Below are 14,504 nucleotides of genomic sequence, written 5' to 3' on the forward strand. Positions count from 1 at the left end.
AATTTTTTTTCATAGACCATGTTTTGTTAATTGTCAATGATGATTTTGTTGTAAAAAATGAACTTTTTTGATTTGGTGGTTAAAACTTATGTTGCATTAATTTTCTTTAAAATCATAATGATGAGAATGAATGAGTGGTTTGCATCACACTAATAAACATTATTTTTTACATTTACTGACAATGGGTCATTGCGTTTTTTAGACTTGTGATATAATTAGCAACATGAAATGAGAAAAAAATAATTAAATATCAATAGATAATGGGCTGAGATATGCTAAAAAAATCGCTAAAGATTAGCAGTCAAGGATATCCAGTCTTTTTAAAACTGGTTGATTTTATCGTTATTAATGTGACGCTAATTTTTAGTGCCCATCTGCTGGGGTTGATGCCATTTAACACCATTGCTATTCTGAGCATTCTGTTTTCAGTCTTTTTTTTGCTGTTTGCTGAATATATCAAGATTTATCAGCAAAAAATTAAAACGATTGGTTTACGTAATCAAAAACGGTTACTTTTTTGTACGCTGCTGGCTATTTTTTTTAACGAGTTGGTGAGTATGACAGTGGCAGAACCGGCGTCCCTCGGTTACTTAGACCGCTTACCTTCGCCTTTTTATTCTGCCATTATTTACTGGTACTTCATTCCATTACCTTTTCTTTATTACATTCGCTTTTTTATTTTTAAATATTCAACGAAAAAGAGTATGCGCGTGGCGATTATTGGTTTGACCGATAATGGTCTGGCCGCGGAAAGTGCGTTACTGTATGAGTACGCCAATATCAAATTGGATCTGGCTTTTTATGATGAGCGGGCGTTATCGCGCTGTGGCGACATCGTTGATAAGATCAAAAGCCCCTTTCGTGGCCCGGTGATTAATCTGGTTGAGGAAGCCCGACTGGGAAATATTGACGAAATATATATCGCTTTACCGATGGTGGCGCTGCACCGCATCCGCCATTTCCTGGCTATGATGTCAGACACCACCGTAGATACCTATATTGTTCCTGACTTTTATACCTACAGCAACAATATGTCCAAGCTACGCTCTATCCACAACCTGCAAACCATCGGTATCTTTAGCTCACCGTTTGAAGGGGCGGGTTCGTTTATTAAGCGGGCGGAAGATTTGGTGCTTGGCAGTATCATTATGCTGATGATTTCGTCGCTGATGTTGGTTATTGCTATTGGTATCAAACTCACTTCTCGTGGGCCGGTTTTTTTTAAACAAGACAGGTATGGCCTGAGTGGGCAAAAAATTAAGGTCTGGAAATTTCGCACTATGCGCGTTATGGAGAATTCCGGGACGGTAATTCAGGCCACGAAAAACGATCCGCGGGTGACGAAATTCGGTAGCTTCTTACGTCGTACATCGTTGGATGAACTTCCGCAATTTATTAACGTATTGCAGGGAAGTATGTCGATTGTGGGTCCCAGACCCCATGCGGTTACGCATAATGAGCAGTATCGTAAACAGGTCGAAAATTACATGATCCGCCATAAGGTAAAGCCTGGCATCACCGGACTTGCGCAGATTAACGGTTTTCGTGGGGAAATCGATGCGCTTTATAAGATGGAAAAACGGGTTCAGTACGATATTGAGTACATTCAAAACTGGTCATTATGGCTGGATATAAAAATTATCATTAAAACCATTTTCAAAGGATTTGTCGGTAAGAATGCATACTAAATTAATCGTTATTGCCGGAATCGTGATAACGCAGTCCGCATGGGCTGATTTAACACCGAAATCACACATAGGCTTTGCGGGGATCGACTTCCAGGGCAAGGTTGCTGTGGATTATGGTTATAATGATAACGTGACCTATCAGCCACATAACAGCGATGCTGTCGGTTCCTCGTTTCAGAGCGCAGCGCCAGTGCTGAGTATGATCGGCGAGCGCGGTCAGGATAAGTATTTACTGATGTACTCTGGGGATTACCGTAACTACTCGAGCGATTCTGCTGATAACTACACCGATCATTTTTTCCGTTTTAACGGGGCCTGGCGTTATGGACTCAAGCATGGCTTAACCCTCAATCTGGAGGATTCGCTTGGACATGAATCCCGTGGCCGCGGCATTACCGAGGGCTTTTTACCGGGCCAGTTCGAGCAGTATGGGATTAAATCACCGTTGACGACAAATTTCATCAACAGTGAATTACGCTACAGCTACGGCGCGCCAGAGGGGCGTGGCAAAGCGGAACTGGCGTTGTTATACAAAAAACTGACTTTCGGTAATACTTCTGATGTGCAGGATACCAGTGAGGATTTCTACCATTACATTCAGGAACAGGAATGGCACGAAAATAGTCTGGTAGCGGAAATTTTTGACCAATACACATCCAGAACACGCTTTCGCTATAGCTTTATTACTAACCAGCGTCGCTATGACAACAACTCAGAAAAAGATACTAATGAGTACTATTTGCTGTACGGCATGAAGTCGCAGTTGACCGGAAAAACTAACGTCGACATGAATATTTCATGGTTGTACAAAACATTTGAAAACAGCACAAATTCGCATGATTTTAATGGCCTCAACTGGGACATAAAAGCAGAGTGGAAGCCGCTGCAACAGTCGGTTTTCACAGCCCACTCGGCACAAAGTATTAAAGACCCGTCGGAGGTTGGGGGATACATTTTAGTGACCCAGTATGGCATTTCTTACCAGCATTTCTGGTTAGGGAATCGTTTTTCGACTTTGCTGGATTATTCATACACTGCGGAAGACTATAAAAAACAGAACAAGGATCGGCATGATAAAGATGGGGTATTTAGTGTAACCATGAGCTACGACTATACGCCATCGGTTAATTTTGAGATTAAATATCAATTAGATACATTGAATTCGAATAAGGATACTGACTCGTTTTATATCGGTCCCAACGACAACCAGGAAGTTATTAGAACGTTGGGTTATGATAATTCTATGATTATGCTTAAAGCTAAGGTTCAGATCTAAAATGAAAATAATAGAACTGTGCGCGTTTTTGCTATTCAGTATCCTGGTGGTCGGATGCACAACGTCCAGCCCGAGATTAATGGATGATCCTGCTACTGTTCAGCAGGATTACCGGCTTGGGGCGGGGGATACTGTCAATATCGCTGTTCACGGTCAACCTGATATGACGATGCGGTTTATTTTGGATAAGAGCGGGGAGATTAATTTCCCGTTTGTGGGCGCTCTTAAATTAAAAGATAAAACTGTCGAACAGGTGACTAACGAATTAACTCAACGGCTGACGGGAGATTACTTTACCACGCCGATGGTGACGGTAAGTATTGCCGAATTCCGTAAATACTATGTTTCGGGCGAAGTGAAAAGCCCGAACGGATTTGCCTGGGAGCCAGGTCTTACCGTCGAGAAATCAATTGCGCAGGCGGGCGGATTTACAGATCGTGCTGACCGAAAAGATATCAACATTCGCCTGTCGGGGAGCAATCAGCTGCTTGAGAATGTCGATTTAACGCACTCTGTTCATCCTGGGGATGTCGTGATTATTGGCATGGGGTTCTTCTGACGATGAAACTATCTATAGTGGAAAACGGCAAAAAACGAGAAAGTACGGTTGAATTCTCCCGCTTTGCCAAAGAGCTGAAAAAGAACGCCTGGAAAATCGCACTGGCCGGTATCGTTGCCGGGGTCGTGGCATACCCATTAATCAGCATGATGTCCTCAAAGTATGTCTCAACGGCGACGGTACTGATTAAAGCCCAGGCCGATAACGTTTCTCCATTCCCACAGGTTGATGGTTTCGATTCAACGCGCAGTGGTTACTATGAAACGCAATATGCGTTGATGCATTCGCGTATTGTGCTTGAGCAAGCCGTCCGCGATATGAAACTGGATGAAAACCCGGAATTTACCGGGGAAAAAGTCGGTACCCAGGGAGCGGAAAGCAATGAGAGCCGGGAGTTGAGGATGGAGCAAGCGCTGAAAACGTTGTCGAAAAACCTGAATGTCATCGGTATTCGTACAACGAACCTGGCGTCTATCACCTATGAATCCCCCTCGCCGCTGATGGCTGCTGACGTTGCCAACGGCGTCGCGCAGGCGTTCATCAACTATACGGTTGAGCAAAAGCGCCTGAAAGTAGAGAAAGCCCGCGAACTGAATTTTGAAAAAATGGAAGAGATTCAGAAGTCGATAGCGAAACAAAAAGAGGAAATGGACAGCTATCTGAAAAACGCCGGGCTGCTGACTTTTCGCGGTATCGATGGTTTTGAAACCGAGCAGTTAAGTATTGTCACCAATCGTCTGGCTGATGCGACCCAGCGTCGCGTTGCCGCAGAATCTGTCTATAACGAGGTGAACAGCGGAGGGCGGTCGGTAGAGAGCGTTATCTCACTACCTTCGGTCTCTAACCACGCCCAGATTCAGGATTTACGTATCGCGTTAATTCAGGCGCAGCGCACGTTGTCTGAACTGCGCAAAGTATACGGGCCAAAAAATCCCGCTATTTTAAAAGCAGAAGCTGATGTCCAGTCGATCCAAAGCCAAACCGGACGGGTTCTGGGTGAGCTGAAAGTGGGGTTACGTCAGCAATATCTGGCGGCGCTGGCGGATGAAAAGAACTATCAGCAGCAGGTGGAGCAACAGAAAGAGATCTTCCAGAAAATGGCCTCAAAACGTGATGCCTGGAATAGCCAAAAGCTGTCGTTAGATAAAATGGAAGATCTGTATAAATCGCTGTATCAACGTACTCAGGAACTGTCGCTGTCCGGCGTAAATGCCGACGCGGTGTTATATGATCCTGCCGTTCCCGCACTAAAACCAGCGAAGCCGAATAAATCCCTCTTGTTGGTGATGGTGGTCCTGCTGGTGGTGGTGTTCAGTATCATGTATTTCATTGTCAAAGCGGCGATGGACAACTCAATCGGTACGTTGAGTCGTATGAAAAAACGCCTGAACGTTGCTCCGCTGGGCGAAATCCGTCGTTTTAGCGGAACCTCAGGGCGCGCGCAGGTGCGGGACATGATCCTGAAGAACCCGCTGAATGCCGATATTGTGCACGGTATCCGTACCCGGATTATGTTGGATAATCGACCGTTACAGACGCTCGCCGTGGCGTCGACGGAGCACCGTGAAGGGCGCTCTTTGCTGGCGAGTCTGTTAGCAAATTCCTTTAGTTTCGATCAGAAAACGCTGCTTATTGATGCGGATTTCTTCAATACTGACGGACTCTCATCCGAGCTGGCATCGGCAACGTCCGCAGGCGTAGCGGAACTGCTGCGTGGGGAGACCCAGCTTGAACAGGCGCGGATCAAGCTCAGTGATAATCTCGATTTTATCCCGCACGGGAAGACCACCATCTCTTCTCTGCTGATGTTGTCGTCCGGGCACCTTGAGCCTTTAATGCACGAACTGAAATCCCACTATCAACGCATCATTATCGATGTGGCTGCGGTAAATCAGAGTCAGGACGTGCAATTGATCAAACGCGCCGTTGATGGCGTTATTTTCATCGTGAAAGCCGGCTCGGGTTCGGCGGGACATATAGCCAACGCGCTGGATAAGATCGAGGAAAATGATGGCGTTGTGATTGGCGCTGTGCTGAATGCGGTTGAAGAAAAGGACCTTGAAACGCAAGAGGGCCTGCGTTCACTGAACTTCAGCACCGATCAACTGATGACAACGCCAGGCCGCGTATGAGTCTACTGAAGAGCGCCTCCACGATAGCCGGTTCATCAGTCATCTCGCAGTTGATTGGTGCGCTGTCTATCTGGTTGATCTCACACAAGTACGATATGGCTGAAGTGGGGCTTTATGCGCTCAACTACAGTATTGCCGTGGTGGGCGCTCAGGTCTGTACTTTTGCGTCACAGCTGTTAATTCCTAAACAGCAGGACGACGAACTGGTACAGAATGTTGTGTTTTGCCTGATACAAAGCACGATTATCGCCTTACCCTACGCTGTACTGACCGCGTGGTTGTTTCACCAGAGCATACTGTTTCTCTATTTACTGACGCTTGCTACGGCATGGGTTCTGATCTCGGAAAACCTGTCGCTGCGCACAGCTAACTTTCGTTTTCTGATCTTCCAGCGCATTTCTGTTTCTGTGGTGGTATTACTTTCGATACTGGTTACGCACCATGTGCAACTGTTCTACTGGTCATGGGCCTGCGCGACGATGGTACTGACCATCAGCTGTATTTTGCATTCGTTTGATATTCGTTTGGTGGCGGCCCAACATTTGCGACCCGCCAGCAATTGGCATTTTTTTAAACAGAATATTCATCACATCACTAAAGTTGGCAGCGCTGAGGTGTTGGCGATGGCCAGCAGCAATCTGCCGATTATGCTGATTAACTTCTGGTTTTCGGCGCTGACAGCCGGTTATTTTTCCGTGGTCAGCCGCTTCTGCCTGGCGCCGGTGGTGATCATCGGGAACGCGGTGCGTAATACTATTTTTTCCAAGTGGTCTATCGATTTTAGAAATAACACCTTTAATTATCAGGAATATACCCGGGTACGGATGCTGCTGTTGGTGCTGGGGGTTATCTGTACTCTTGGCGTGTTTATTTTCTACCCGATTGTGATGCGCCTTGGTTTTAGCGAAGACTGGATTAACTCCATTGAAACGTCACGCTACATGCTACCCTACCTGTTCCCGGCGCTGGCGATAAGCCCCCTGACGGTCATAGAGCTTATTTTTGGCTCACATCGCTATTTTCTGCGCATCCAGTTGGAGCAACTGGCGATTGTGCTATTCGCTTTTGTCGTGACGCCCTATTTTTATAAAGACTATGCAACGTCGGTGATTTTGTTTTCTTCACTGACATTTATTCGCTACGCCTTTATTTATTTGAAAATGAACAAGCGGGCTAATCTGCTGAAAGACAGGCCGGTGATACTATGACGCTGAATACCGGATATTATTTACAAGGTTATACCTTCGTTACCCTGATCCTGTGTGGCCTGGTGCAATACTTTACCGGCATACAGTCGGTGCTATGGATCCCCTTTTTTCTGACCCTGTTGATGGTGGGATTACTGGTGATGCAGACGCGGGATGGCTCGCTGCGTCTGGATGCGCAGGAGACGATTGTGCTGGCGCTGTATTTCTCATTCCTGATACTGGCCGGGGCTTCAACTCTGATTCAGGGCGGGATCACCGTCGCGATTGTGGCCTTTAAAAATGAAATCGCACTGTCGCTGGTGATGATCTGTTTACTACTGGGATTTTGCCGGGAGTCGCAGATTTATCGCGTGACTCGCTATTTGTACTGGGTGTTCTACGCGCAGATCCCGGTAATGATTTATCAGGTTTTACTGGTTGTTCCCCAGCGTGTCGCGGTGCGTGGTGAAGATGAAAAATGGGATTCCGTGGTGGGTACGTTTGGCGGCGACCCGATGGGGGGCGGTAACACTGCTGCGATGGGCCTGTTTTGCCTGCTGATTATGTTGTTAAAGGTCTCTGAGTATAAGCACGGACTGACCACGTTTAAATCCATGGCGTTACACATTGTTCTCGGGATCGGGCTATGTATTATTGGCGAAGTAAAGTTCGTTATCCTGCTATCGCCGCTGTTCCTGGCGTGGGTGTGGATCTCACCGAGCTACGTTAAAGACGTTAGCAAGGTTAATCTGAAGACGTTATTGGTTATTGTGGCAGGGATGTTGCTGCTGATTAGCCTGTCGATAGTGATCCTTGCGTATTATTATTCTACTGCGTTTGGCGGCGATCCGTCGAAAAGCTCGTTGAGTATTTTCATCGACTCTTTGAGCTATATTTTTGACCCAAACTACATTATGTCTACCGGGGAGTTAGGGCGCTTTACGACCTTCCTGTTCTGGCTAAAAAATAACGATCTGTGGGGACTTTCAGGAACGTTATTTGGCTATGGACTCAACGCCACTAACAGTGGTAGTACGGTTTCGCCAGGCTTTCTGAATATTATTTATAACTTAATCCTCGACTCGACTTCTCTGAGTATGCTGCTGTGGGAAGTGGGGGTGATTGGCACGTTACTCTTCATTAGCTTATTCATTTATATCCTGAAAATATGTCAGCCCAAGCCTTTACTGATGCTTGAACAACTGGACCAGCAGGATCTTCAGTTGTTGAGCTTTGCTCCGGCATTTAATGCTTTTGCGATTGCTTGCTTAATTAGCTTACCTTACAGCCAGATACTGATGATTATACCGATGTTACAATTCCTGTTCTATTTATCACTAGGATCAAGTTTAGTGATTCGTCGAACCGTCCTTCGCTGCGTAGGGTAATTGTATGGACAATAAACCGTTTATTTCAGTGAGTATTAAAACGCTCAATGAATCTGAATGTATTGAGAAAACAATTGATAGTATCCGGAAACAGCTTGTTGATTATCCACATAAAATTATTGTGGCAGATAGTCTGTCAACGGATAACACCCAGCAGTTGGCGATTGATAAAGGGGTGACTGTGGTGTCATTAACCGATCCTGGCGATCGTTGCTGTGGCGTCGGACATCAGTTGGGTTACCTTTATAGTGAGGGGGAATATCTGTTGCTGATGGATGGCGACATGGAACTGGAAGAAGGGTTTGTGGATCAGGCTGTCGCGTTTTTGCAGGCTGAACCGGAATATGCAGGCGTAGCGGGAACCGTCGAAATGGACGATGCCGTTAACTATGAATTTAAATCGCGTAAGCAACGCATTAATAAAATCTATCCCGTAGGGGACAGCGACCATTTAGGCGGCGGGGGGCTATATCGCCGCTCCGCCATTGAGAAAGTTGGTTATCTTACCAACCGTAATCTGCACGCTTATGAAGAAGCCGAACTCGGCCTGCGTTTACTTGATGCGGGTTATAAACTACGTCGTCTGAATATTCCGTATTTCATTCATACTTCGCATACCATGCCGACCTTTCAGATGCTGAAGCATCGCTGGAAAAGCAAATACTATCAGGCGCCGGGCGAATTTTTACGCTGCGCCTGGGGAAAACCCTATTTCATCAACGCGTTAAAGATGGTTAAAAATGAGGCGATTTTTGCTGTTTACCTGGTCGCTTTGTTCATTGCGGCGGTGACCTTTAATCTCGAGCTTTTCGATATCGCATTTCTGCCATTGCTTGCCTTTGTCATACTGAAAACCGTGCAGAATCGGTCGTTATTGAACGGCCTGCAAAGCGTGATGAACTTAGCTGTGCTTTCTGCGGGACTTGTTATAGGGCTGACACATCCGCTACGCGATCCGTTGACTCCGCCTGACAGTAAAATCATTCATGAATAACTAAGGCAGACGCCATGAAAGTTTTATTAGTAAATAAGTTTTTTTTCATCAAAGGCGGCGCGGAAACAGTTTATTTTCAAGAGCGCGATATGCTGAAACAGGCCGGAGTGCAGGTGATTGATTTCTCGATGCAGCATGAGAAAAATTTCCCTTCGGACTATGCGGATTATTTTGTCAGCAATGTGGACTACCACAAAGAAAGTAATTTGTTGGGCGGGCTCAAAACGGCGGTTAACTTTATTCATAATTCGCAGGCCTGCAAAAAAATGCTGGCGTTATTGCAAAAAGAGCGCCCGGATATCGTGCATTTTCATAATATCTACCACCAGTTAACGCCAGCGATAATTAAAGTTGCGCGCAATTTTGGCTGCAAAACGGTACTGACTGCGCATGACTATAAGATTGTATGTCCTGCATATTCCATGCTGCGCGACGGCAAAGTGTGTGATGCCTGTATCACCGGCACGGTTTTTAATGCCTTCAGGTATCGTTGTCAGGAAGGTTCCGCCTCAAAAAGCTTATTGCTCTCTCTGGAGGCAACCTGGCAATACATTGCGCAAAATTACCAGGTGCTGGATGTGATTGTTTCGCCGAGCGTTTTTTTACGCGGCGTGTTGTTGCGTACGCTGCCGAATTCCCGCATTGATGTGATCGTTAATGGGGTCGATGACAGCCGTCCTCTGGATGAGACAAGCGATGAAGGCTATATGTTGTTCTTTGGTCGCCTGAGCCGTGAAAAAGGGGTGGCAACGCTGCTGGCGGCACATAAGAAAATGCAGAACAAGGCACCCTTAAAAATTGTGGGCCACGGTCCGCTACATGACGAGTTAGTCGCCCAATACCCGGATGTCGAGTTTTTAGGTTATGTGCAGCAAGGGGAGGCTCTCGATAAGCTTATTAAGCATGCGCGGGCGGTGATCCTTCCTTCTGAATGTTATGAAAACTGTTCCATGGCGATATTAGAAGCGATGGCTTTAGGCAAGCCGGTGATTGGTTCGCGCATTGGCGGGATCCCGGAACAAATTCGTGACGGTATCGAAGGGATTTTATTCGAGCCGGGCAATGCGCAAGCGTTGGCGAATGCGATGGATACGCTGGCTGACGCACCAGAGAAAGCGCGGGTTATGGGGTTACATGGTCGTGCGCGGTTAAGTGAAAAATATGCGCTAAGCAAACATATGGATACCTTACTGGCGCTGTATAAAGAACTGCTGAGCAGGCCATAGTATGAAAAAAATAACGGTTTTTGGCACACGAGGTATTCCGGATGTGTTGGGTGGCGTGGAGACTCACTGCCAGAATCTTTATCCTGCTATAAAGCAGCAGCTCGATGTTGATATTTGTGTTATCGCTCGCTCACCGTATGTGAATTACAAACGGTCAACGTATAAGAAAGTCGAAACCTATGCGCTGTGGGCGCCCAAAAAACGTTCGCTGGAAGCGATTGTTCATTCCGTTTTGGCGGCATTGAGGACAGTTTTCGACCATTCGGATATTGTGCATGTGCATGCTATCGGACCAGGCCTTGTGATCCCATTATTACGTGTTTTAGGCAAAAAGGTCGTTTTTACCCACCATGGGCCTGACTACGATCGTCAGAAATGGGGTTTCATTGCCAAAAAAATACTGTTGCTGGGTGAACGCTGGGCGGTGAGATACGCCAACGAGGTGATTGTGATTTCTGAGGTGATTAATCAACTGATCCAGAAAAAACATGGTCGCTATGACGCGCATTTAATTCACAATGGCGTGAACGATCCGCGGTTATTATCTGAGCTGACTATCGAAAATACGCTCTCCCGCTTTAGGCTACAGCCGAAAAATTATCTTGTGGTGGTTGGACGATTTGTCGAAGAAAAAGGGATGCATGACGCCATCGCCGCTTATCAACAAAGCGGTTTGACCATGCCGCTGGTGTTAATTGGCGATGCGGATCATCCGACTGAATACAGCATTCGCCTCAAAAAGCAGGCCGCCGACACGCCAGGCGTCGTGATGACCGGATTTTTACGCGGTGATGAGCTGCAGGCGGTATTTTCACAGGCGAAACTGTTTGTGATGCCTTCATATCACGAAGGTCTGCCTATTGCGTTGCTGGAAGCGATGTCCTTTTCTCTTCCTGCCGTGGTCAGTGATATTCCGGCGAACCTGGAAGTTCAGCTACCTGCCGCAGCCTATTTTAAGGTCGGGGATGTGAACAGTCTGGCCGAGAAATTAACCCAGTGGGTGACAGCCAATCGCGTGGACTATCGTGTATATTTGCAAAACTATAATTGGTATGAAATCGCCAAAAAGACAGTCAACGTCTATCACTCAATTGATAAAGATATAGGTTAATTTTGACCAGTCCTCAAAATCGTCCTCCCGTCATCGAGCGATTCTACGCTCACCTTGATGAGCAAATAGCGGCGGGGTTGACCCCGGAACAAAAAGCAGGGGTAGAAAACGCGATCCTGGCCTCGACATTGGCGTCACGGCATCAGATTGATATTCGCCGGAGTTTTCCTTTTTTCAGTAAACGTTTTTATCTGGTTTTTTTGTTTGGCAGAGATTTACGCCGCCAGCATCGCCAGGAATCGACCTTGTCGCGGATCTTGCTCACTTTTTTGCTGTTGATCGCCGTGCTGTTCGTCACCTGCTGCGTATTGCTGACGTTGTATATGATCAAATCAGCGTTAGGTATTGATGTATTCCAAAATTTTCACGTCGGTATTTGGGACTGGTGGTTAAATCAGAAAAACCACTAGCGTGATTAAACCAGTGGGGGGCGTTACTGCGATGAAGAGTAAATGGGTTTCTGCGCTATTGGGTATGTTCCTCCCGCTGTCGGTCATGGCCGCATTAACGACCGTAACTCCCAAAGCATTGACAGGGCCGTTAACTAATCCGGGGATTGGCGTTGCCAGTTTTCATCAGGGATACGGTGAAACGCTGAGTCTGGCGGATTATCCCAATACCGGGTTCGAGTATGAGCGATTTTACTGGCGAGATCTGGAACCTGTTGAGGGCCAGTACAATTTTGCGCTGGTGGATGATGCCTTTAAATACGCAGCGGCGCAGCGTCCCGCGATGAATGTCGGGCTACGATTTATGGCGCTTGCCGACCCGGCGGACGGTACTAAAATTCCCGACTGGCTGATTAAAAAAGGCGTAAAAGGGACCTGGACGTCTGATAATAAGGCTTTTGTGCCAGATTTAGATGACCCTCTGTTTATCGAATACAGCCAGCGACTGCTCAACGCATTGGGTCAGCGCTACGATGGTAATGAGAATCTCGCTTTTGTTGATATCGGCATGGTGGGTTCGTGGGGAGAGTGGCATAACAGCAACTTCCCCGACCTGCAGCCACTCATGCAGCGATACACCACCGGACAGTTGGATCGCTACGTTGCGATGCACTTTTCTGCCTTTCCCAAAACGCCCAAAATTATGCTGATAAGCGGTGGGCAAAGCCTGGCAAATGCGGTGGCGCGTGGGGCCGGGTGGCGAGCGGACTGTTGGGGCGACCTGCGCGTGTTTTCAGACTCGTGGAATCATATGCAAGATGACTATCCTCAGCGATTACTGGCAGCGCAGCAAAGTTATGCAGGCTTTAACGATGCCTGGAAACGCGCGCCGGTGAGTCTGGAAATCTGTTCGTATATGCAGGACTGGAAGAATTCTTTTCATTATACGCGCGCCGAAGTGCAGGGGATTTTTGACTGGGCGCTCAAGCAGCATGCCAGTACCATCAACCTGAAATCGAGAGCGATACCCAGCGATTATCGACCGATTGTCGACGATGCACTGACCAAACTGGGCTACCGATTTCGCTTAGCGTCCCTGAGCCATGAGTCAGTGTGGAACAGTGGACAAACTCTGACGTTGAACAGTACCTGGTATAACGATGGAGTGGCACCGATCTACCTGTCCTATACGCTGGCATTTCGTGTAGTAGACAGTGCGAATAAGGTGGTGGCGCAGGGCAATGCGGCGGATGATATACGACATTGGCTCCCTGGAATTCATCAGGTTAGTTATGCGCTGCCTATGCCGGAGCAGTTGGCGAAAGGGCAATATGCGATTGAGGTTGCGATGCTGGATAAATCTGGTACCGCGAGAATCAACCTGGCCAATGAAGGGAAGCAGAGCAACGGCTGGTATCGTGTATCAACAATAACGTCACGCTAGCCTGGTAAAGCCACGAGCCTGGCGACCAGGCTCGTGGCTGAGAACATCACAGGTTATAACCATTCGGGTTATTTTTTTGCCAGTTCCACGTGTCGCGCATCATTTCATCAAGGCTATAGATAGCCTGCCAGCCTAACTCTTTTCGCGCCAGAGAAGGGTCTGACCAACACTCGGCGATGTCTCCGGGTCTTCTGGCGACAAACTGATAATTAATTTTTGTCTGCGCCGCTTTTTCAAACGCCTCAATGAGGTCAAGTACGGAGTACCCGACTCCGGTACCAAGATTAATCACCTTGTAAGCGGCGCCTTTGTTCTGGGAATCCAACGCGGCTAAGTGGCCGGTCGCCAGATCCATGACGTGTATATAATCACGAACGCCAGTACCGTCGGAGGTTGGGTAGTCATTACCGTATACCGACACGGTCTCAAGTTTACCAATCGCGACCTGGGAGATATACGGGACCAGATTATTGGGAATACCGTTAGGATCTTCGCCAATTCGACCCGATGGATGGGCACCGGCCGGGTTAAAATAGCGCAGGCAGGTGATGCGAAAATCGGGCTGTGCGCGTGAAAAATCGGCCAGAATCTGTTCGACCATTAATTTAGACGTGCCGTACGGATTGGTCGTACCGCCCGTGCGCGACTGCTCGCTTAGCGGCACGCTTTCCGGATTACCGTATACCGTGGCCGATGAGCTAAAAATAAAACGATTCACGCCTGCGGCCCGCATCTCATCAAGTAATACCAGCGTACCCGTGACGTTGTTTTCATAGTAGGCGAGGGGTTCTTTTATCGACTCCGAAACCGATTTGAGTCCCGCAAAATGAATGACATCAGTGATGTTATGGCGGGTGAAAATGTTCTTTAACGCCTGCCGATCCAAAATATCGGCGATATAGACAGTCGGTTTCCTTCCGGCGAGTTCCGCGACTCTGTCCAGCGAGACTTGACAAGAGTTCGACAGATTATCAATGACAACGACATCATCGCCTCTTTCCAGTAGTGTTAAAACCGTATGTGAACCAATATAACCTGCGCCACCAGTGACAAGAATTGCCATACAGACTCCAGATTTATGCTATCAAAACGGGCATTGATTCACGCCAC

The 14,504-nt window shown here is 47.3% G+C and carries 12 protein-coding genes; 11 read left to right on the plus strand and 1 reads right to left on the minus strand.

All coding sequences use genetic code 11. The features are described 5' to 3' along the window. The first annotated feature begins 272 nt into the window (after positions 1 to 272). Genes M4I31_RS05585 through M4I31_RS05635 form a run of 11 tightly spaced genes read left to right on the plus strand, consistent with a single transcriptional unit; the run spans position 273 to position 13,394 of the window. Positions 273 to 1,688: an undecaprenyl-phosphate glucose phosphotransferase gene (locus M4I31_RS05585; RefSeq protein ID WP_038632899.1), complete on the plus strand. Its 1,416-nt coding sequence runs from the start codon at positions 273 to 275 to the stop codon at positions 1,686 to 1,688. Further along, positions 1,678 to 2,964, plus strand: coding sequence for an outer membrane beta-barrel protein (locus M4I31_RS05590; RefSeq protein WP_038632896.1), 1,287 nt, complete (start codon positions 1,678 to 1,680; stop codon positions 2,962 to 2,964). The genes M4I31_RS05585 and M4I31_RS05590 overlap by 11 nt, the downstream gene beginning before the upstream one ends. 1 nt (position 2,965) lies before the next feature. Further along, the gene (locus tag M4I31_RS05595; RefSeq protein WP_038632893.1) at positions 2,966 to 3,523 is read left to right on the plus strand and encodes a polysaccharide biosynthesis/export family protein; all 558 of its coding nucleotides are present in this window, start codon (positions 2,966 to 2,968) and stop codon (positions 3,521 to 3,523) included. 2 nt (positions 3,524 to 3,525) lie between these two features. Beyond that, a complete protein-coding gene (locus M4I31_RS05600) occupies positions 3,526 to 5,655 on the plus strand; it encodes a tyrosine-protein kinase domain-containing protein (protein ID WP_085048894.1) in 2,130 nt (709 codons plus the stop codon). Further along, positions 5,652 to 6,863, plus strand: coding sequence for a lipopolysaccharide biosynthesis protein (locus M4I31_RS05605; protein ID WP_085048895.1), 1,212 nt, complete (start codon positions 5,652 to 5,654; stop codon positions 6,861 to 6,863). Before M4I31_RS05600 ends, M4I31_RS05605 begins: the two co-directional genes overlap by 4 nt. Next, complete coding sequence (locus tag M4I31_RS05610) at positions 6,860 to 8,230, plus strand: hypothetical protein (RefSeq protein ID WP_038632883.1); 1,371 nt, start codon at positions 6,860 to 6,862, stop codon at positions 8,228 to 8,230. Before M4I31_RS05605 ends, M4I31_RS05610 begins: the two co-directional genes overlap by 4 nt. Positions 8,231 to 8,234: 4 nt before the next feature. Beyond that, positions 8,235 to 9,224: a glycosyltransferase family 2 protein gene (locus tag M4I31_RS05615; RefSeq protein WP_085048896.1), complete on the plus strand. Its 990-nt coding sequence runs from the start codon at positions 8,235 to 8,237 to the stop codon at positions 9,222 to 9,224. Positions 9,225 to 9,238: 14 nt separating this feature from the next. Beyond that, positions 9,239 to 10,450 (plus strand): glycosyltransferase family 4 protein, encoded by a 1,212-nt coding sequence (locus M4I31_RS05620; protein ID WP_085048897.1) that lies wholly within the window; start codon positions 9,239 to 9,241, stop codon positions 10,448 to 10,450. 1 nt (position 10,451) lies between these two features. Continuing rightward, positions 10,452 to 11,561 carry a glycosyltransferase family 4 protein gene (locus M4I31_RS05625; RefSeq protein ID WP_085048898.1) on the plus strand — a complete coding sequence of 370 codons (1,110 nt, stop codon included), beginning with the start codon at positions 10,452 to 10,454 and terminating at the stop codon, positions 11,559 to 11,561. 2 nt (positions 11,562 to 11,563) lie between these two features. Then, positions 11,564 to 11,971 (plus strand): hypothetical protein, encoded by a 408-nt coding sequence (locus tag M4I31_RS05630; protein WP_085048899.1) that lies wholly within the window; start codon positions 11,564 to 11,566, stop codon positions 11,969 to 11,971. A gap of 31 nt (positions 11,972 to 12,002) precedes the next feature. Then, complete coding sequence (locus M4I31_RS05635; protein WP_085048933.1) at positions 12,003 to 13,394, plus strand: DUF4832 domain-containing protein; 1,392 nt, start codon at positions 12,003 to 12,005, stop codon at positions 13,392 to 13,394. 46 nt (positions 13,395 to 13,440) lie between these two features. On the opposite strand, the gene galE is transcribed toward M4I31_RS05635, so the two are convergent. Beyond that, positions 13,441 to 14,457, minus strand: a complete 1,017-nt coding sequence (galE, locus tag M4I31_RS05640) for a UDP-glucose 4-epimerase GalE (protein ID WP_038632871.1) — start codon at positions 14,455 to 14,457, stop codon at positions 13,441 to 13,443. Positions 14,458 to 14,504 lie beyond the last annotated feature (47 nt).

The organism is Citrobacter sp. XT1-2-2 (genome assembly GCF_023516235.1).
GTDB classification, from domain to species: Bacteria; Pseudomonadota; Gammaproteobacteria; order Enterobacterales; family Enterobacteriaceae; genus Citrobacter; species Citrobacter werkmanii.